This is a genomic window from Curtobacterium pusillum, from assembly GCF_013359865.1.
Taxonomy (GTDB): Bacteria; Actinomycetota; Actinomycetes; order Actinomycetales; family Microbacteriaceae; genus Curtobacterium; species Curtobacterium pusillum.
Window position 1 is genome coordinate 53,833 of record NZ_JABMCE010000083.1, and the last position, 18,337, is coordinate 72,169.

The window sequence follows — 18,337 nt, forward strand, 5'->3', positions numbered from 1 at the left end:
CGGGTCGGTCTGGAGGCGCGACTCGCCTCCCCGGACCGGCTCACGTCGTCGGGCGGAGCACGTACCCGGCCCCGCGGACGGTCTGCAGCATCGGCTCGCGTCCGGCGTCGAGCTTCTTCCGCAGGTACGAGACGTACATGTCCACGAGGTTCGACGACGTGCCGAAGTCCATCCCCCAGACGTTCGCGAGGAGCTGTTCCCGCGACAGCACCCGGTTCGCGTTCCGGGCGAGGTGCCGCAGCAGCTCGTACTCCGTCGGGGTGAGGTCGATGGCATCGCCCGCTCGGGTCACGGCACGGGCGTCCTCGTCGAGCCGCAGGTCGCCGACCTCGACCGACGACGGTCCGCCGGTCGCCGCCACCCGTGCGGAGGTGCGCGCGAGGATCCGGGCCCGGACGAGCAACTCGTCGATGCCGAACGGCTTGGTCAGGTAGTCGTCCCCGCCGCCGGTGAGTCCGGCGAGCCGGTCCTCCGGGGCGTCCCGGGCGGTGAGGAACAGCACCCGCACGTCGTCACGGGCGTCCCGGAGACGTTCGAGGACCTCGAACCCGTCGATGTCCGGGAGCATCACGTCGAGGACGATCACGTCCGGCTGGAACTCCCGGGCCGCGAACAGCACGTCACGACCACGGTGCACGGCCCGTACGGACCAGCCGTCGCCCTCGAACGCGAGGGCGACGGCGTCCGCGAGGGCGTGCTCGTCGTCGACGACGAGGGCGCGGACCGGACTGCCGTCCGTGCGCTGCAGCGGTGACGCGGGCATGTCCCGGAGCCTATCCACCGCGCCCTCGTCGTCGGTCACTTCGGGTCGCTGAGGTCGTAGACCGTCTGGCCGCCGACCGTCGTGCTGCTGTAGTTCGCCTCGACCCACTCCTGGATGGCCGAGGCCGTGGACGATCCCCCGCCCATCCCGCCGCCACCCGAACCGGACGAGATGTAGTAGCCGATGTCGCCGTCCGCGACGTACGCCTTGAACTGGGCGAGCGTCGGTGCCGGGTCGCTCGACCAGCCGCCGATCGCCATCACCGCGGTGTCGGTGTCGAGTTCGAGCTGCGCGGCCGACTGCGAGCCGTTCACCGCGGCCGCCCACTTCGCGTCGGACGCCTCGAGCAGCTTCTCGAGCGCCGAGGAGGTCGTCGTCCCGCCGCCCGCGCCGCCCGTTCCGCTCGGAGCGCCGTCCGTCGTCGTGTCGGACGAACCCGTCGACCCGTCGGTCGAGCCGCCGGGTGCCGTGCCGGTCATGCCCTCCGGCGCTTCGCCGGTCATGCCCTCCGGCGCTTCGCCGGTCATGCCCTCGGGCGGCGTCCCGCCGGGGCCCTGCTGGGTGCCGTCCGCGCTGTCGGAGCCGTCGCTCTCGGAACCGGAGGCCGATCCGCCCGGGCCACCCGCGCCTCCAGGCTGTCCGCCCGTGCCGCCGCCCATCCCGCCGGAGCCGCTGCCCGACGGACCGACGCTCGGGATCGATCCGGAGTGCGCGACGGTCGTCGTGGCGAGGGCGTAGGCGGTGGTGCCGGTGAGCCCGAACAGCGTGCCGGCGAGGACACCGACCGTGACGAGCCGGCGGAGGGTCGGGACGCTGCCGATCACGATCGCCGCCGCGGAGAGCAGACCGCCGAAGAGCATCACCCAGCGGAGCCAGGGGAGCCACGTCGGGTTCTCGTTGAGCAGGCACCAGCCCCAGAAGGCCGTGATCCCGATCATCGCGGCAAGACCGATGCGCCCGGTGAAGCGTTCCCGCGCCTGCCAGAGCAGCGCGCCGCCGGTGCCGACGAGGCCGGCGATCGCCGGGGTCAACGCGACCGTGTAGTAGGGGTGGATCGTGCCGGACATGTACGAGAACACGAGTCCGGTGACGAGCAGCCACCCGCCCCACAGGACGAGGCCGGCGCGGGCGGGGTCGGCGAGAGCGCGTCGGCCGACGACGACCAGACCGAGGACCAGGGCGAGGAGCGCCGCGGGCAGGAGCCACGAGATCTCGAGACCCATCTCGGACGAGAACAGGCGGTCGAGACCCGTCGAGCCGCCGAAGGAGCCACCCGCGGTGCCGCCGCCCATGCCGCCGCCACCGCCGTTGCCCGAGCCGCCGAAGATGCGCCCGAGGCCGTTGTACCCGAACACCAGGTCGAGCACGGTGTTGTTCGTCGAGCCGCCGATGTAGGGGCGGGACTCCGCGGGCCACAACCACACGGCCAGCACCCACCACCCGGCCGACACGACGAGGGAGACGGCGGCGATGACCAGGCCGATCGCCCGCTTCGCCCACGTCGTGCGAGCGGCGAACAGGTAGACGAGCCCGAACGCGGGCAGGACGAGGAGTCCCTGCAGCATCTTCGTGAGGAACGCGAACCCGAGGGCGACGCCGGCGAGGGCGATCCACTTCCAGCTACCCCGCGGGAGCGCCCGCACGGTGCAGTACGCACCCGCGGTCATGAGCAGGACGAGCAGCGCGTCCGGGTTGTCGAACCGGAACATGAGCGCGGCCGCCGGGGTGGCCGCGACGACGAAGCCCGCGAGCAGCGCTCCGACGTTCGCCGTCGTGGCGCCGAGCCTGGCCAGCGTCCTCCGGACCGTGCCCCAGACCAGGGCGACCGAACCGACCGCCATCAGGGCTTGGGGGAGCAGCAGGCTGAAGCTCGAGAAACCGAACAGCCGGGCCGAGAGCACCATCACCCAGAGCGATGCCGGGGGCTTGTCGACCGTGATGAAGTTCGACGAGTCGAGCGAGCCGAAGAAGAACGCCTCCCACGACTTCGTGCCGGCCTGGACCGCGGCGGCGTAGAAGCTGTTGGCGTACCCGGAGGCGCTGAGGTCCCAGAGGTACACCACGGCGGTGACGACGAGGAGCGCCCAGAACGCCGGCCGGAGCCAGCGGGCGTCCTCGCGCTCGCCGAGGAACAGGCGTGCGAGGGGCTTGCCACGCCGATCCCGCGCGTCACGGTGCGCGCGGCCTGGTCGCTCGGTCACGGGTATCGGGTACGTGGTCATGGCAGTGAGGATTCCGGGCGTTCCCCGAACGACCCGATGTCCCGCCTTGGCGCTTCCTAAGACCGGTCAGGCGTAGCGCTTCGCGGCGCGGAGCGCCGCGCCCGTGTACGAGCCGCCGAACAGGAACACGTGCAGGAGCAGCGGGGCGAGCTGGTGCAGTTCGACCCGGTCCTGCCAGCCCGCCGCGATCCGGGACTCCGCGTCGTACGCGGCCAGCACCCGCTCGAGGCGCGGCAGTCCGAAGAGCGACAACAGCGCCAGATCGGTCTCGGCGTGCCCGCCGTGCGGGGTCGCGTCGATGAGCACCGCACCGGTGGGTCCGCCGTCGTCCGTCGGCCAGAGCACGTTCCCCGCCCACAGGTCGCCGTGCAGGCGCGCCGGACGGTCCCCGACGAGCGCCGGCTGCGGCGACCCGAGCTCGGCGCTCGCGAGGCGGTCCGCCACCCGGTCGAAGACCGCGGCCTCGGCACGGTCGAAGCCGCCGGCGTCGACGATGCGGCGGACGAAGTCACGGATCCGGTACTCCGCGAAGAACTCGCCCCACGTCCCCGGCGCGTCCTCCGCGGTCGTGAAGGGTGTGCGGGAGCGACCCATCCGGAGTTCGCCGTGCTCGGGGAACCCCGGGGACGGGGCGCCCCAGTGCGGTGCTCCGGCGGCGTGGGTGTGCGCCAGCGACCGGCCGAAGCGCTCGGCCTGGGCGGCCGTCGGCGATCCGTCCGAGATCAGTTCGAGGTCGAGGACCGTCGGGCCGGGACGGTCCAGCACGCGGGCGATCCGGGTGCCGCCGTCGGCTTCGGCCTCGGCGAGCCACTCCAGACCGGCGGCCTCGGCCGTCGCTTCGTCCGGGTCGGTGAAGGTCTTCGCGTGCGTCTCGGCCATCACTCCATCCTGCCGGGACGGCATCGGACGTGGCTCAGCGTCGACGGTGGTGGTCACGGTCATCGCTCCACCGCGACCGAGCCCCGCACGCGCCCGACGCGCTCGGCGTTCCTCCGTGTCTTGGACCAGCCGTTCCGTCGGAGCGCGAGACGCACGAACGCGCGCAGGATGCAGACGTACATGTAGAAGACGTAGGCCCAGAGTCCGATCCCGAGGAGGACGCCGGAGAGCGCGCCTCCGCGTCCCGGTTCGCAGCGGGCCCGGTAGACGGGTCCCCACACCGCGAACGGCAGGAGTGCGAAGACGAAGAGTGCTGCCACCTGTCCCGGTCCTGGCGCCTCCGTCGCCGGTCCGAGGAAGGACGAGACCGTGAGCGTCACGACGGCGCCGATGCCGATCAGCTGGAAGTAGGGCAGGAGGAGGTAGTACATCGCCTCGAGCACGCCGGCGGTCGAGAAGTGCGGTGACGCGATGATGCGCGGCGTGTAGCGGAGGCACTGGATGTTGCCCTGCGCCCATCGCGTGCGCTGGGTGATCAGCCGGCGGAGGGAGGGGAGCGCCTCCTGCGAGACGTGGGCGTCGTACACGTGGCGGATCCGGTAGCCGGCGAGCAGGACGTGCAGCCCGAGTTCGTAGTCCTCCAGCAGTGCCCCGTGCCACGGCGTGCCGTTGCGCTCCGCGATCCGCTGCAGCGTGGACAGCCGTGCGAACTGGCCGTTCCCGCCGAGGCCGACGGTTCCGGTGCGGGCCCGCAGCGACTGCATGCCGGCGATCACGGTGCGGAACTCGAGGTCCTGCATCGTGACGAGCCAGTGACCGAAGCGGTTCCGCCACCGCCCTCGACCCGGCAACGGCGTCGGATCGGCACGGTTCTTCATCCAGACCGTCACCTGGGTCGCGCCGACGCGCGGGTCCTCGAACGCCCCGGCCACGACCGGCAGCGCGTCCGGGTCGAGCTCGCCGTCCGCGTCGACGACGCCGACGATCACGCGGTCCGGGTCCGTCCCCGGCCCGATCGACTCGAGCAGCTGCCGGTACGCGGCGTTCAGGGCGTCGCCCTTGCCGCGTCGCGCGTCCGGAAGCGATCGCGCCACCAGGTGGATCCGCGGGTCGGTCCGGGCGGCCTCGAGCACGATGTCCCGTGTCGCGTCCTCGCTGGCGTCGTCGATGACCCAGAGGTGCGCCGACGGGAACCTCGTCCGGGCGGTGGTGATCGTCGCACCGATCACCGCGTCCTCGTCGCGACAGGGCACCAGGAAGTGGAACTGGAACGCTTCCGGGTCCGCGACCGGGTCGGGTGTGTGCCGGAGGAACGGCACGAGGATGAACGCGACGTACGCGATGAACGCCACGGCCATCGCGGTCGCCAGGGCGTTCAGGAGCGCGAGCGTCATCACCGCGCTCCGCGGTCGGTCCGACCGGCGAGGTCGATGAGCAGGAGGACCGTCGTGCCACACGCGAACCCGGAGATGCCGATGATGGCGCCGACGGCCCCGTGCGCGGGTTCGTACCCGTCGCGGAACCCCCAGCTCTGCGTCGCGATGCCGATCCAGGCGATGCGGGCCACGTTGGCGATGCTGATCACGAGCCAGGCCGCGACGGGGGCCGTCACAGCACGGACGACCGACGGTCCACCCCGCATCGTGATGACGGCGTGGAGCGCGAGGACCGGGAGCAGCAGGACCAGCCCGGTGCACTCGATCGTCACCTGGAAACCCTGCATGTGCGTGCCCGACCCCAGGTAGAACGTCGGTCCGTTGATCCAGACGGGGGTCCGCAGAGCGGCACCCGCGACGAGTCCCGCTCCCCGTGCTTCGGCGGTGCGGTAGGCCGACTGGAGGACCACGAGCGCGACGATCGCCCCGACGGTCACGAGCCCGATCCAGCGTGTGGGACGTCTCGTCGAGGCCTGGGGCGGGCCGCCGCGCGAACGGCGGTCATGCGGCGGTCCACGCCGGGAGGACCCCGTCCCGGCAGATCTGGGCGATCCGGTCGCTCGCGTGTCCGTCGCCGTACGGGCTCGGCTGTCTGCGGAGTCGCTCGCGGAGGTTCGGGTCGCGCAGCATCGCGTTCGCGACCGCGCCGAGGTCGTCGAGCGGCGTCACCAGTCTGTTGAACCCCGCCGCGAGGCTCTCGGGACGTTCCGTGTTCCGGCGGACCGTGACGAGCGGGAAGCCGAGGACGGTGCTCTCCTCCTGGACGCCGCCGGAATCGGACACCACGAGTCGCGCGTGCTCCGCGAGGGTCAGGAACAAGCCGTGGTCGGGCGGAGTCCGGACGACGAGCCGAGCCGCGAGGCGGCTGCACCCCGAACGCTCGATCGCGGCCCGCGTGCGGGGGTGCGCGGCGAGGACGACCGGCACGTCGAGTTCGGCGAGACCGGTCAGGGCTCGGCGGAGGGCGGTCTCGTGGTCCGTGTTCTCGGGACGGTGGATCGTCGCGAGCACGTACTCGCCGCGCACGATGCCGGGCGGCAGCCAGCGATCGACGTCGGTGACGTCGGCACGGCGTGACTCACGGACGGCCTCCACGATCGTGTTGCCGGTCACGAGGATCCGGTCGCCACCGACGCCCTCCGCGAGCAGGTTCCGTTCGTTCTCGAATGTCGGAGCGCAGTGCACGTCCGCGACGAGCGCGAGGTAGCGGCGGTTCACCTCCTCCGGCATCGAGAGGTCGTGGGAGCGGAGACCCGCCTCGACGTGCACGATCGGCACGCCGACGGCCCTGGCGGCCATGGCCCCGGCGACGACGGAGTCCGTGTCACCCTGCACCACCACGGCGCTCGGACGGACCCGGCGGAACCGGTGCGTGAGCTGGTCGGCCCAGAGCCCGACGCGGTGCGACCCCTCGAGCAGCGGTGCCAGCATGCTCACCGGCGTGTCCGGGAGCGCCGAGCCGAGATGCTGGCCGAGGAGCTCCGGGTCGTGGTGCTGGCCCGTGAGGACGACCTCGGCGTCGTCACCGAGGCGGCGCACGACCGGAGCGAGCTTGATGACCTCCGGGCGGGTGCCGGCGACGACTGCGATCCGGCCCGGGCCCGTCACCGACCCGCCCCCTGTCGCTGGGCCGGACGCTCCCGTCGGACGAGGCGCGTCCGGAGGAGGAGCAGACAGCCGACCAGGCACGCCGCGCACGCGAGCACGAGCACACCCGTCAGATCGAAACCGGTGAACGCGAGCGCCCCGCCGACGGCCGCCCCGCCGCCACTCAGATTCCAGCCGTTTGCGTACATGACGCCCTCCTGTCGATGCAGCGTTCCCGGACGGATCGCGCGCTCCTGCAGGGAGGAGAGGCACCGCCGCGACCCCGATGACGCGGAACGACCGAACGACGTTCACACGCCACACGGAAGATGTGAAATGCTGAAGTCTCACACGAGACGGAGGACCGATGGAGTGGCGTGCTCGGGCCGACGACGACCTCCTGCACCTGGCACGAGCCGGACAGCCGGAGGCGTTCGCGGAGATCTGGCGTCGGCATGCGCCACGCGTGCGATCGCTCGTCGCACGACTGACGGCCCACGACGTCGACGACGTCACCGCCGAGACGTTCTTCCGGATCTACCGTGCGATCCGGGCAGGACACGGGCCGCGCGAGTCGTTCATCGCCTACGCCGCGACCACGGTGCGGCACATCGGCGAGGAGTGGTCGCGGGCGAAGCGGCCCGTCGAGTTGGACGAACACGTCGAGCGCGTGATCTCGGTCGCTGCCGACATCGGTGCCGAGGCGCACCGCGACGACCTCGACCTCGCGATGGCGGCGTTCCGACGACTCCCGGACCGCTGGCGCGACGTGCTCTGGGCCACCGAGGTCGAGGGTGCGTCGCTCGCGGAGGTCGGCGCGCGGCTCGGCCTCGCGCCGAACGCCGTCGCGGCACTCGCCGTTCGCGCCCGCGACGGGCTCCGGACCGCGTGGGTGGACTCCCACATCCGCGCTGACCGTGCCGAAGGCGAGCACCTGTGGGCGGTCGAGAACCTCGCGCGGTACGTGCGCGGGAAGCTCCGCGGCCGCCAGCTCGACCGGATGAACGAGCACCTCGACCGATGCGGGCAGTGTCCGGTGATGCTCGACGCGGCCCGCGAGGCCGCCCGCCGGCTGGCGGCGGACGGGCGGCACGACGCCGTCGGGTGGGACGGGTGACGGTCACGCTTTCCCGGTGACGCCGTCCCGCGTCGCTCCGAGGTGCTCGAGGTAGGCATGCCACATCTCGGCACGGGCCTCCGCGTCCGGGACCGACGGGTCCGGGTTCAGGGCCGAGTCGAACGTCCAGGTCGTCAGGGGCAGTCCGGCTTCCCGGACGACGTCGAGGTTCTCCGCGAGGGACGGGAAGTCGAACCGGCCGTCGTCGCCCGGGCCCGGCGTGTAGAGCGTGGCCCAGGCCGTCGCTCCGGCTCGCTCTGCCGCTGCCGTTCCCGCGCGGAGCATCTCCAGGTTCTCCGCAGGGGTCCAAGCGGTCATGCAGAACCCGTCCTGCAGGTTCCAGACGTCCACGCCGGCGCCGTTCATCATCGGGATGAGCCGCTCGATGAACCACACGCCGGACCGGCCGCCCTCGATCGCCCGCGGAATGCACGGCGAGATCATGATCGGGAGCTCCGGTGCGATCGACTTGAGTCCGGACGTCACCGTGCTGAGGAACGCGGTCTGCTTCGCCTGCACGCGCTGGTCGACGACGCTCTGGAACCCGGGCTCGCTCGGCAGGTACCAGCCGACGAACCTCCCCTCGAACTGGTCCAGGAGGTCCGTGGCGAGGAGGTGGTCGACGCGCGCATCGTTCTCGAACACCGCGTCCGAGTCCATGGTGTCGGGCTTGTCGAACACGTCCGGTCGTACCGCCAGACCGAGCCAGACGTCGACCTCGTGACGGGCCGCCGAATCGAGGAGGCGCGGGAGGACGGTGTCGAACGCGCCGAACCCGGTGGACGGCCCCGCCGGGTACGTCGTGCTCGCGGAGCCGTCCTCGTAGATGTGCGCCGTCCACTGCACGATCGCGGTCGTGATGCCGATGTGCCGCTGGTTGGCGAACATCCGGTCGAGCCGTTCGTCGCGCTCGTTGAACACCCGGTACGGGTTGATGTACGTGGCGCCGAACCGTCCCGCGCCCATCGCGAGGGGATCGGCGCGCTCTCGGCTGTTCTTCGTCATGTCGACTCCCTTTCGTCGTCGCCGGTGCGGGCCGTCGTGCGGGGCGGTTCCCCGCCCCGCACGACGGACGGTCACCGCTGGCCGAGAAGCGCCCGCGCGTCGAGGACGATCGCGAGACCGACGGTTCCCACGGCATCCGCTGCCAGCCGGGGGAGGGCGCCGAACACCGGTGTCGGGACGGCGGACGCGGTGGTGAACGCGATGGTCGCGCCGCCGCCGGAGATCTGACCGTTGCCGCTGTTCGAGAGGTTGAAGCCTCCCGCGGCGGTGTAGGTCGTCGCGGGCGCGGCGTTCGTCGACACGCGGATCGTCGTGGTGATGTCGACGCCGCTGAGCTTCCCGTTCCCGGCCGCCGGGACGGTGAGGGTGCCGGAGCAGCGCATCTGCGTGTCGGCGTTCGACCGGACGCAGTTCGAGAAGAGCGTGGTCCGCCCCTGTCGGACCCCCTCGATGATCTGTTCGCCCATGACGGTGTCGGAGGTGAACGTCGAGTTCTCCGGGGCCGTCAGGTAGAGCGCGACGCCACCGGACTGGGCTGAACCGTACTGGTTGTAGACGACCGCGCCCACCTCGGCGGTCTGTCCGGGCGCCACGGTGTTCGGTTGGTCCGCCGACGGCGTCACGGTGACGGCGGAGGCCGGCGCCGCGAGCGCGATCGTGACGGCGGCCACGGTGCAGCCGAGTACGGCGAGCATGCGTTTGCGCATGGTGTTCTCCCTGGGTTGAGGAAGCGACCACCGTGGTCGCTTGTCCAGTGAGATGGGGAGGCGGGGCGATGATGACGTCGGTACCCGTATCCGTTCGGCGTCCGTGCGGTCAGACGGCGTCGACGAGGGCCCTCGCGAGCGGGTGCCACTCGCGGGACGACGGTCCGCTCAGCACGAGCGTCCGTGACAGCCTGCGGGCCATCGGCACCATGACGAGGTCCGGCGGGAGCATCACGCGCCCGAGGGTCGGCACGATCGACACGCCCTCGCCCCGCTCGATCATCCCGAACATCGTGCTCATCTCCCGCACCCGGTGGGCGTACCGGAAGGGCTGTCCGTCGAGCTCGTGCAGCCGCTGGATCTGGTTCTCGCAGCCACCGCCACCGGAGACGAGACCGTCCTCGTGCAGGTCGTCGAGCGTCAGCGCCGGCAGGTCCGCGAGCGGGTGGTCCCGGCGGACGACGGCGGCCATCTCGTCCTGCGCGACGACGACCCCGCCCGGGGGCATCGGGCTCGGGTCGACGAGCACGGCCGCGTCGACGGTGCCGCCCTCGAGCCACTCGGGCATCTCGTCGTCGTCGCCCTCGTAGACCTGCACGTCCACGTCCGGCAGCGTGACCGCCCAGAGTTCGCGGAGCCGCGGCAGCAGGCCCTGGCAGACGGTGGGGACGGCGGCGAGCCGCACGGTGCCGCGCGCCGTGGCGGGCCGGACCACTGCCTCCAGGGCGTCGACGGAGGCGAGCACGCTGCGGGCGTGGGCGAGCAGACGCTCGCCGAGCGGCGTGGTGACGGCGGAGACGCCGCGCCGGACGACCGGTCCGCCGACCTCGCGCTCCAGGCCGGCGACGGCGTGGGACACGGCGGACTGTCCGACGCCGAGCCGCGCCGCGGCGTCGGTGAAGGAACCGGCGTCGACCGTGGCGACGAACGCGCGGAGCTGGGGCACCGAGACGGTCATGCGTCTTCCTCATCCGGCCATGAGCGGCATGCGTTTGCCGCATGCGCCGTGGGTGTCGACACTAGGCCACATGAACGCGATCCTCTACCTCCTCGTGGCACTGACCTGGGGCTCGAGCTTCCTGTTCGCGAAGATCGGGCTCGACGGGCTCGCACCGCAGCAGGTCGCGACGGTGCGCACGGTCCTCGGAGCCGTCACGCTCGTGCTGGTCCTGCTCGCGACCCGCCGGCGCTGGCCCCGGCAACCTCGGGTGTGGGGTCACCTGCTCGTCGTGTCCGTGTTCCTCAACGCGGTGCCGTCATCGCTCATGGCGTGGGCGGAGCAGACGGTGCCGTCCGGCCTCGCGAGCATCTACAACGCGACGACGCCGATCATGACGATGGCCGCCCTCGCCGTGCTCGTGCCGTCCGAACGGCTCCGCGGCCGGCAGGTCGTCGGGATCGTGCTCGGCATCGTCGGCGTGCTCGTCCTGGTGGGGCCGTGGGACGTGCTCGGGGACCCGGCGGTGCTGGCGAGCGTGCCGGGACAGGTCGCGCTCATCGGGATGACCGCGTGCTACGGCATCGGACTCGCCTACCTGCGGCGCGTGGCGGTCGGCAGTGCGTACGACCCGGTCACGCTCGCGACGGTGCAGCTCACGCTCGCTTCCGGGCTGCTCCTGCTCGTCGCGCCCGTCGTCGCCACCGGGCCGGTGCAGTTGGACTGGAGGATCGTGGGGGCGATGGTCGCACTCGGTTGCGTCGGTACGGGGCTGGCCTACGCGTGGAACACGCGGCTGGTGCAGGCGTGGGGTGCGAGCCGTGCCTCGACGGTCACCTACCTGACCCCCGTGGTCGGGGTGGTGCTCGGCGTGCTGGTCCTCGGGGAGCACGTGCGGTGGAACGAGCCGGTCGGGGGACTCGTCGTGCTGCTCGGCATCGCGCTCGCGTCGGGTGTGGTCCGCCGCCGCCGTGCACCTGCGATGATGCAGACATGAAGCGGCGGCTCAGGGCGCGGGACGCGTCGGCTGCTCCTGCCCGTCGACCGATCGTTCGAGTCGCATCCGGACGAGACTGGCGACGGTCGCGCCGGCGATCGCGGCGACGATCACGGCGAGGGACATCCACGTGGTGATCTCGGGCGCCCACGACACCGATCGACCGCCGTTGATGAAGGGCACCTCGTTCTCGTGGAGCGCGTGCAGCACGAGCTTGACCCCGATGAACGCGAGGATGAGCGCGATGCCGTACTTCAGGTAGACCAGCCGTTCGAGGAGACCGCCGAGCAGGAAGTAGAGCTGCCGGAGTCCCATGAGCGCGAAGACGTTCGCCGTGAACACGATGAAGGCGCTCTCGGTGATGCCGAAGATCGCGGGGATCGAGTCGAGTGCGAACAGCAGGTCGGTCGTGCCGATCGAGAGCAGGACGATGAGCATCGGGGTGAGGTGACGGACGCCGTCGTGGGCCGTGCGCAGCTTGATCCCGTCGTAGGTGTCCGTGATGCGGATCCGACGTCGCAACAGTCGGACGATGAAGGTGTCCTGCTGTTCGGCGGCGTCGTCGTCCTCTCGGAGCTGCTGGATCGCCGTCCAAACCAGCCATGCGCCGAAGACGTAGAAGATCCAGGAGAAGTCCTCGATCAGCCGGGCTCCGAGCAGGATGAACACTCCTCGCAGGACCAGCGCGATGATGATCCCCATCATCAGGACGGACTGCTGGATCTGCTTCGGGACCGAGAACCTCGCCATGATGATGACGAAGACGAAGAGGTTGTCGATGCTCAGGCTGTACTCGGTCAGCCACCCGGCGAGGAACTGGCCGGCCGGCTCTCCTCCGGCGAAGACCAGCGTGGCCAGAGCGAAGAGCAGTGCGAGCCCGACGTAGAGGCTGACCCAGAGCGACGACTCCTTCACCGTCGGCACGTGCGATCGACGTGCGACGACGAACAGGTCCGCGAGCAGGATCGCGACGAGCGCGACGATCGAGCCGGTTTCGAACACGACCGGAAGCTCGGGCATGGGTCATCCTCCTCGTGATGGCGTTGTTCCATCATGTCGTCGGCACGGCTCCGACACGAACCGGGGCTGCGACGGCCTGGCGTTCGACGCCGAAGTGCGTCAGGCTCGGCCCGCACCGTGTCGTGCACGACCGAGGGGAGGGTGCGAGATGAACCGAGTGGCCGCCTGGTACGCGGTGACCGTCGTCACCATCGTGATCGTGCTGTTCTGCGCCCTGTACCAGGTGGGGAGTTGTGCCGACGCGGCACGGGGGGATGGGGAGAGCGTCTGCACGTCCGGTCCAGCGGTGGGTGTCCCCGCTCTCTGGAGCATCGTCGTCGTCGGCGCATCCGTCGTCGCGGTGGCGATCTGGCAGATCATCCGGAACACCAGACGAACACATCGCTGAGCGCTCGGGGCCGCCGAAGGTCCGCTCGCATCGTGGACCGGCGCCGGCGCGCAGCCGCCCCTCCGTACGCTGGCCGGTGTGACCGTCACCCGCAGGCCCACGACCCTGCGCCTGCTGTTCGCCTCGTCGCACCCGGGACCGACGGTGACCGTGGCGGTGCTGGCCGCGGTGATCGCCACCGCCGTCGGGCACCCGGCGTGGCTGGTCGTCCTCGTGGCGCTGACGGTGGTCGCCGGGCAGCTGTCGATCGGCCTCGCGAACGACTGGATCGACGCCGATCGCGACCGGGCCGTCGGGCGGTCGGACAAACCCGTGGCGCAGGGCCTCATCGCTGTCGGGACCGTCCGGACCGCGGCGTTCCTCACCGCTGCCGCCGCGGTGCTGCTCTCGCTGTTCCTCGGCCCGGTCGCGGCCGTCGCGCACCTCGTGCTGGTCGGCGCCGGATGGGCCTACGACGCCGGCCTCAAGCGGACGGTGTGGTCCGTCGTGCCGTTCGTCGTCGCGTTCGGACTCCTGCCCGTCGTCGCCGTCTCGGCCGGGCCGGGCGGGGAGTGGCCGGCAGGATGGGCGATCGCGACGGGAGCGGTGTTCGGCGTCGCGATCCACTGCACGAACGTCCTGCCCGACCTGGTCGACGACGCGGCCACCGGGGTTCGCGGGTTCCCGCACCGGCTGGGGCTCCGGCCGTCGGGTGTCGTGGCGTTCGGGGCGCTCGTCGTCGCGGCGCTGCTCGTGCTCGGCGGGCAGCTGCTCGGCGACGATCCCGTCCGCGGCGTCGGCGTCGTGCTCGCGGTGGTGGGGACCGTCGTGGTGGTCGTCCTCGCCGTGTCGGGGATCCGGCTGGTGTCGGCCGGACGCGCCTCGCGGACCCTGTTCCGGCTCGTGATGGCGTCGTCGCTGGTCCTGGTCGTCGAGCTCGGTCTCGCCGGCGCGCGCCTCGTCGCGTGAGTCGTCAGGCCCAGCGCATCGCGTAGATCCCGGCCAGCCCGTCCGCGGTCGGGAGGGACAGGGCCGTCCGGAGCAGCGCCTCCCGTCCGATCGTCGTGACCGTGCCCAGCGGGCGGCCGAGCGCCATGTTGACCTCCGCCTGCCGTGCCCCGCGGCGGGCTGCGGCCTGGCGGCGACGGGCGTACCCGGGCCACGGGCCGGACGTCCCGGAGCGCACCGCGTCGGCGAGGAGCGGCGCGAGCTCGGCGGCGTCCAGCCAGCCGAGGTTCATGCCCTGCCCGCCGATCGGGCTGATCTCGTGGGCGGCGTCCCCGGCGAGCACCACGCGACCGACGCCGACCCGGTCCGCCGTCCGCCGTCGGGCGCGGAAGCCGCTGAGCATCGTGCAGGTCGTCGGGTCCGGTGCGACGCCGGTGCGGGCGGCGACGATCGATGCGAGCCGAGCCGCGTCCCCGCCGGCAGCGCTCGCGGTGCATCCCGTGTGGACGGGGAACCCCTCCTCGTGGACCAGGACGACGTAGCGTCGACGACCGCCGGGGAGGGGGAAGGACTCCACCACGCCCGCCGGTCCGACGTCGACCAGTGCCGCCGACCGAGCACCCGCGTCCTCGACGTCGGCGAAGTCGCCCATGACGTAGCGGTGCGGGTAGTCCCGTCCCGTCGTCCCGACGCCGAGCAGGTCGCGGGTGGTGCTGCGTGCGCCGTCCGCGCCGATGACGAACGCGGCCCGGACCGACACCGCCGCTCCGTCGGGTCCCACGCCCGTCGCGACGACGTGGTCGGGGTGCCGCTCGAGCCCGGTCAGCGTCGTGCCGGTGCGGAGTGCCGTGGGCGACCCCGCGGCGAGGCGCTCGCGCAGGAGGGTCTCGGTGCGGTGCTGGTCGAGCGTCGCGACGTACGGGTGCGCGGCCGAGGCGCGATCGAAGGTGAGGGCGCCGAGCTCCCGACCGCGGCTCCGCGCCACCCCGCTCCGGACCCGGGTCGCCTCGGCGAGCACGGGACCGTCCAGACCGATGGCGGCGAAGGCGTCGAGCGACGGCGGGTGGATGCCGATCGCGCGGGAACCGGTCGGCGCCGCCGAGCGGCGTTCCCACACGGCCACGTCGATGCCGCGGGTCGCGAGGAGCGCCGCCGCGAAGAGGCCGACGGGTCCGCCGCCGACGACGAGGACGTCGACTCGCTCCGTGGTCACGGACCGAGCCTACGGACGGCGGCGCGGCCGATCGCGTTCCGCGGACACCATGTCCGCGCCCACATGGACGCCGGAGTTGTGTCACGGCTGTCCAGATCGCCGACGTTCGGGAGGTACACCATGAGCACACCCAGTGACAGCACGCGGCCGCTGAACGACGACGGCCGCGAGGACGGCGCCACCGCGGCCGCTCCTCGCACCGGGGACGTGCCCGCGGCCGGCAACGCGGTCCCTGCCGAGCGGGGAGCGACGCAGCGCGAATCAGTCCTCGACCGCGAGCGCGAGGAGTTCTCCGGGTTCAAGTGGGGCTCGGCGTTCTTCGGATGGCTCACGGCCACCGGCACGGCGATCATCCTCACGGCCGTCCTCAGCGCGGTCGGTGCCGGCGTCGGCCTCGGCCAGAACGGCGGGAACGTCGACGACGCGGCGAAGGACGTCTCGAAGAACGGCGACGTGATCGGCATCGTCGGGGCGATCGTGCTCGCGGTGATCCTCCTGGTCGCGTACTTCTGCGGCGGGTACGTCGCGGGACGGATGGCCCGCTTCGCCGGCGCCAAGCAGGGCATCGCCGTGTGGATCTGGGCCGTCGTCATCGCGATCGTCGTGGCGATCGTCACCGCGGTCGCCGGCGCGCAGTTCAACGTGCTCGGGAACGTCAACAGCTTCCCGCGCATCCCCGTCGACGAGGGCACCCTGACGCTCACCGGCGTCATCACGGCCATCGTCGTCGCCATCATCAGCCTCGTCGGCGCCGTGCTCGGCGGCCTGGCGGGCATGCGGTACCACCGCCGGGTCGACCGCGTCGGCCTCGGCCGGTGAGCCCGAGCTCCACCACGTACACACCAGCACCACGAAGGGAAAGCACATGATCGACAACACGAACGTGAACAGCGTCTTCGATGCGAAGGTCGTCGACCCGAACGGCGAGAAGGTCGGGACCGTCAAGCAGGTCTACGTCGACAACACGGACGGCCGGCCGCTCTTCGCGAGCGTCGCCACGGGCCTCTTCGGCACCTCGGAGTCGTTCGTCCCGCTCGAGGGCGCGGACGTCACGGGTGACGAACTCCGGGTCCGGTACGACAAGGCCACCATCAAGGACGCTCCCCGGATCGACGCGGACGGCGAACTCGCGGACGACGAGCAGGACCGCCTGTTCGACCACTACGGGCTGGGCTCCGGCATCACCACGGGAACCGACCAGGGCACGCGGACCGGGACGGACGACTTCGTCGCCGGCGCGGGCTCCACGACCACCAGCACCGACGACAGCGGAATCGGGACGGACGGCGTCCGCGGCGCCGGGCACGACGTGTCCGGCGAGGACACCGACGACGCGATGACGCGTTCGGAGCAACGTCTCAACGTCGGCACGCAGAACGTCCAGAGCGGCCGGGCGCGGCTCCGGAAGCACATCGTCACGGAGCAGCAGAACGTGACGGTGCCGGTGCAGCACGAGGAACTGCGCGTCGAGAGCGAGCCGATCACGGACGCGAACGTCGATGCCGCCACCGACGGCCCCGAGCTGTCCGAGGAGGAGCACGCGGTCACCCTCAACGAGGAACGCGTCGTCGTCGACAAGGAGACGGTCCCGGTCGAGCGGGTCCGCGTCGGCAAGGAGACCGTCACCGATCAGGAGCAGGTCTCCGAGGAGGTCGCACACGAGGAGATCGACCTCGACGAGGACGGTCGTACCCGGCGCTGACACGCCGGAGGACGGACGGGAGGCTCGTGGCGGCACCGCCACGAGCCTCCCGTCCGTCGCAGGTCCGGCCCGGGGCCCGTCAGGTGGGAGCCCGACCGTGGGCCCGGTACCGTCAGCGGGACGTGCGCGCGTCGCCCCCGACGGGCACGGGCGCGTCGGCGTTCCGTCGCGCGGAGCGGTCCGCGGCGACGAGCCGGCGGGCCTCACGGAACCGCTTGCGCAGCCTCTCGACCGGCACCTCCACCGCGTAGGCCGCACCGACGGCGACGAGCAGCGCCGTACCGACGAGCCACACCGTGCCCCAGGCTCCGATCGCGAAGGTCCCGAGCAGGGCGATCACGAGCGGGTGCCAGAGGTACGCCGAGTACGAGACGCGGCGGCCGAACCAGGACATCGGCGTCCACGCGAGCGCCGCGGACAGTGGGGAGCGCACGGAGATCAACCCGCCGATGAGCAGCGCCGAGATGAGCCCGGTCGCCGGCAGCACGACGCCGAACGACCATGCGTGCCGCGTCCAGTCGTCGTCGATCCAGAACTGCATCGCGGCGAGCAGTCCGACGCCGGCCCAGGTGCCGACGTGTCCGGCGATCCCGGATGCCCAGGTCCGGACGCGTTCGTCGTCGAGCAGCAGTGCGAGCAGGCACCCGGTCGCCAGGGGCACGACGCCGAGCACGGGGGAGAAGTACACGTCGGGCGTCGCGCCGCCGCTCGGCGTCCGGTAGCTCGACCACGACGCCGCGGCCGCCCCGACGATGACCACGCCGAGCCCGGTCATCAGCCAGCGCCGGCGGGAGCGCAGCGCGAACAGGAGCACGAGGACGGGCGGCCAGACGAGGTAGAACTGCTCCTCCATCGACAGGCTCCACGTGTGCGCGAAGACGCCCTGCGTGGTGTCCCAGTACGAGCGGAAGAGGTTGCCGGTGTAGCTCAGGGCGATGAACGCTGCCTCGCCGGGGGAGAACGAGGCGCCCTTGTAGTCGCCGACCCAGTTCCACAGCGCGAGCCCGACGACGACGAGCACGAGCAGCGCGGGGTACAGCCGCAGGAGTCGCTTCGTCCAGAACGAAGCGAGCCGGACCCGCCCGGTGCGGCGCTTCTCGCCCAGCAGCAGGGTCGTGATGAGGAACCCGGAGAGGACGAAGAAGACGGTCACGCCGATGAAGCCGCCCTCGAACTGCGGCACGTGCAGGTGGTACAGGATCACGATCAGGATCGCCACCGTGCGGAGGCCGTCGAGCGCCGGCGCGCGGTGTGTCAGCGGCGGCGGAGGCGTCTGCCGTGCAGCCCTGCCGTCGGTGTCGGCCGGGGCGGATGTCGTTCGGGTCCGCTCCGGCGAGAGCGTGGTGGTCGCCACGGACGCCTCCTGCGAGATCTGATCGTGGCCACGGATCGTCGAGCCGTGACCGGATCGTTACAGGATGCCCGCAGAAACCAAGA

General features: G+C 71.8%; 18 protein-coding genes. 6 read left to right on the forward strand and 12 right to left on the reverse strand.

Annotation, left to right across the window (positions count from 1 at the left end):
* Positions 1 to 40 precede the first annotated feature (40 nt).
* The 6 genes from HP507_RS12845 to wecB form a co-directional block, all read right to left on the reverse strand.
* On the reverse strand, positions 41 to 763 hold the full coding sequence (locus HP507_RS12845) for a response regulator transcription factor (protein WP_271207272.1): 723 nt from the start codon (positions 761 to 763) through the stop codon (positions 41 to 43).
* A gap of 35 nt (positions 764 to 798) precedes the next feature.
* Entirely contained in the window at positions 799 to 2,985 is a 2,187-nt protein-coding gene (locus tag HP507_RS12850) for an ArnT family glycosyltransferase (RefSeq protein ID WP_175352186.1), read from the reverse strand.
* A 66-nt stretch (positions 2,986 to 3,051) separates the two neighbouring features.
* Positions 3,052 to 3,864 (reverse strand): fructosamine kinase family protein, encoded by an 813-nt coding sequence (locus tag HP507_RS12855; RefSeq protein ID WP_175352187.1) that lies wholly within the window; start codon positions 3,862 to 3,864, stop codon positions 3,052 to 3,054.
* A gap of 59 nt (positions 3,865 to 3,923) precedes the next feature.
* Entirely contained in the window at positions 3,924 to 5,258 is a 1,335-nt protein-coding gene (locus HP507_RS12860) for a glycosyltransferase family 2 protein (RefSeq protein ID WP_175352188.1), read from the reverse strand.
* Entirely contained in the window at positions 5,258 to 5,737 is a 480-nt protein-coding gene (locus tag HP507_RS12865; protein WP_175352189.1) for an archaeosortase/exosortase family protein, read from the reverse strand. Before HP507_RS12865 ends, HP507_RS12860 begins: the two co-directional genes overlap by 1 nt.
* Positions 5,738 to 5,801: 64 nt before the next feature.
* Positions 5,802 to 6,908, reverse strand: a complete 1,107-nt coding sequence (gene wecB, locus HP507_RS12870; RefSeq protein WP_217508781.1) for a non-hydrolyzing UDP-N-acetylglucosamine 2-epimerase — start codon at positions 6,906 to 6,908, stop codon at positions 5,802 to 5,804.
* A 346-nt stretch (positions 6,909 to 7,254) separates the two neighbouring features.
* Here wecB and HP507_RS12875 point away from each other — a divergent pair, with 346 nt between their 5' ends.
* On the forward strand, positions 7,255 to 8,004 hold the full coding sequence (locus HP507_RS12875) for an RNA polymerase sigma factor (protein WP_175352190.1): 750 nt from the start codon (positions 7,255 to 7,257) through the stop codon (positions 8,002 to 8,004).
* A 3-nt stretch (positions 8,005 to 8,007) separates the two neighbouring features.
* Here HP507_RS12875 and HP507_RS12880 read toward each other — a convergent pair whose 3' ends face one another.
* The 3 genes from HP507_RS12880 to HP507_RS12890 form a co-directional block, all read right to left on the reverse strand.
* Positions 8,008 to 9,009: a DUF4434 domain-containing protein gene (locus tag HP507_RS12880; protein WP_175352191.1), complete on the reverse strand. Its 1,002-nt coding sequence runs from the start codon at positions 9,007 to 9,009 to the stop codon at positions 8,008 to 8,010.
* A gap of 71 nt (positions 9,010 to 9,080) precedes the next feature.
* On the reverse strand, positions 9,081 to 9,716 hold the full coding sequence (locus HP507_RS12885; RefSeq protein ID WP_175352192.1) for a hypothetical protein: 636 nt from the start codon (positions 9,714 to 9,716) through the stop codon (positions 9,081 to 9,083).
* A gap of 109 nt (positions 9,717 to 9,825) precedes the next feature.
* Positions 9,826 to 10,674, reverse strand: a complete 849-nt coding sequence (locus HP507_RS12890; RefSeq protein WP_175352193.1) for a LysR family transcriptional regulator — start codon at positions 10,672 to 10,674, stop codon at positions 9,826 to 9,828.
* Between the two features lie 70 nt (positions 10,675 to 10,744).
* Between HP507_RS12890 and HP507_RS12895 the strand changes: the two genes are divergently transcribed.
* Positions 10,745 to 11,650, forward strand: coding sequence for a DMT family transporter (locus tag HP507_RS12895; RefSeq protein ID WP_175352194.1), 906 nt, complete (start codon positions 10,745 to 10,747; stop codon positions 11,648 to 11,650).
* 9 nt (positions 11,651 to 11,659) lie between these two features.
* Here HP507_RS12895 and HP507_RS12900 read toward each other — a convergent pair whose 3' ends face one another.
* Complete coding sequence (locus HP507_RS12900; protein WP_175352195.1) at positions 11,660 to 12,670, reverse strand: TerC/Alx family metal homeostasis membrane protein; 1,011 nt, start codon at positions 12,668 to 12,670, stop codon at positions 11,660 to 11,662.
* A 148-nt stretch (positions 12,671 to 12,818) separates the two neighbouring features.
* On the opposite strand from HP507_RS12900, the gene HP507_RS12905 reads away from it, so the two are divergent.
* On the forward strand, positions 12,819 to 13,058 hold the full coding sequence (locus HP507_RS12905) for a hypothetical protein (RefSeq protein ID WP_175352196.1): 240 nt from the start codon (positions 12,819 to 12,821) through the stop codon (positions 13,056 to 13,058).
* 78 nt (positions 13,059 to 13,136) lie between these two features.
* Positions 13,137 to 14,006 (forward strand): UbiA family prenyltransferase, encoded by an 870-nt coding sequence (locus HP507_RS12910; protein ID WP_175352197.1) that lies wholly within the window; start codon positions 13,137 to 13,139, stop codon positions 14,004 to 14,006.
* 4 nt (positions 14,007 to 14,010) lie between these two features.
* Here HP507_RS12910 and HP507_RS12915 read toward each other — a convergent pair whose 3' ends face one another.
* Positions 14,011 to 15,198, reverse strand: coding sequence for an FAD-dependent oxidoreductase (locus HP507_RS12915; RefSeq protein WP_175352198.1), 1,188 nt, complete (start codon positions 15,196 to 15,198; stop codon positions 14,011 to 14,013).
* 120 nt (positions 15,199 to 15,318) lie between these two features.
* Here HP507_RS12915 and HP507_RS12920 point away from each other — a divergent pair, with 120 nt between their 5' ends.
* Positions 15,319 to 16,017 carry a hypothetical protein gene (locus HP507_RS12920; RefSeq protein ID WP_175352199.1) on the forward strand — a complete coding sequence of 233 codons (699 nt, stop codon included), beginning with the start codon at positions 15,319 to 15,321 and terminating at the stop codon, positions 16,015 to 16,017.
* A 46-nt stretch (positions 16,018 to 16,063) separates the two neighbouring features.
* Positions 16,064 to 16,900 carry a DUF2382 domain-containing protein gene (locus HP507_RS12925; RefSeq protein ID WP_175352200.1) on the forward strand — a complete coding sequence of 279 codons (837 nt, stop codon included), beginning with the start codon at positions 16,064 to 16,066 and terminating at the stop codon, positions 16,898 to 16,900.
* Between the two features lie 112 nt (positions 16,901 to 17,012).
* Here HP507_RS12925 and HP507_RS12930 read toward each other — a convergent pair whose 3' ends face one another.
* Positions 17,013 to 18,254 (reverse strand): acyltransferase family protein, encoded by a 1,242-nt coding sequence (locus HP507_RS12930; RefSeq protein ID WP_175352201.1) that lies wholly within the window; start codon positions 18,252 to 18,254, stop codon positions 17,013 to 17,015.
* Positions 18,255 to 18,337 lie beyond the last annotated feature (83 nt).

Excerpts from the sequence above, each read along its gene's own strand:
- HP507_RS12875 (WP_175352190.1), top strand. The coding sequence starts at position 7,255 with ATGGAGTGGCGTGCTCGGGCCGACGACGACCTCCTGCACCTGGCACGA.
- HP507_RS12890 (WP_175352193.1), bottom strand. The coding sequence starts at position 10,674 with ATGACCGTCTCGGTGCCCCAGCTCCGCGCGTTCGTCGCCACGGTCGAC.
- HP507_RS12925 (WP_175352200.1), top strand. The coding sequence starts at position 16,064 with ATGATCGACAACACGAACGTGAACAGCGTCTTCGATGCGAAGGTCGTC.
- HP507_RS12845 (WP_271207272.1), bottom strand. The coding sequence starts at position 763 with ATGCCCGCGTCACCGCTGCAGCGCACGGACGGCAGTCCGGTCCGCGCC.
- HP507_RS12900 (WP_175352195.1), bottom strand. The coding sequence starts at position 12,670 with ATGCCCGAGCTTCCGGTCGTGTTCGAAACCGGCTCGATCGTCGCGCTC.
- HP507_RS12920 (WP_175352199.1), top strand. The coding sequence starts at position 15,319 with ATGAGCACACCCAGTGACAGCACGCGGCCGCTGAACGACGACGGCCGC.
- HP507_RS12905 (WP_175352196.1), top strand. The coding sequence starts at position 12,819 with ATGAACCGAGTGGCCGCCTGGTACGCGGTGACCGTCGTCACCATCGTG.
- HP507_RS12895 (WP_175352194.1), top strand. The coding sequence starts at position 10,745 with ATGAACGCGATCCTCTACCTCCTCGTGGCACTGACCTGGGGCTCGAGC.
- HP507_RS12880 (WP_175352191.1), bottom strand. The coding sequence starts at position 9,009 with ATGACGAAGAACAGCCGAGAGCGCGCCGATCCCCTCGCGATGGGCGCG.
- HP507_RS12855 (WP_175352187.1), bottom strand. The coding sequence starts at position 3,864 with ATGGCCGAGACGCACGCGAAGACCTTCACCGACCCGGACGAAGCGACG.
- HP507_RS12850 (WP_175352186.1), bottom strand. The coding sequence starts at position 2,985 with ATGACCACGTACCCGATACCCGTGACCGAGCGACCAGGCCGCGCGCAC.
- HP507_RS12885 (WP_175352192.1), bottom strand. The coding sequence starts at position 9,716 with ATGCGCAAACGCATGCTCGCCGTACTCGGCTGCACCGTGGCCGCCGTC.
- HP507_RS12860 (WP_175352188.1), bottom strand. The coding sequence starts at position 5,258 with ATGACGCTCGCGCTCCTGAACGCCCTGGCGACCGCGATGGCCGTGGCG.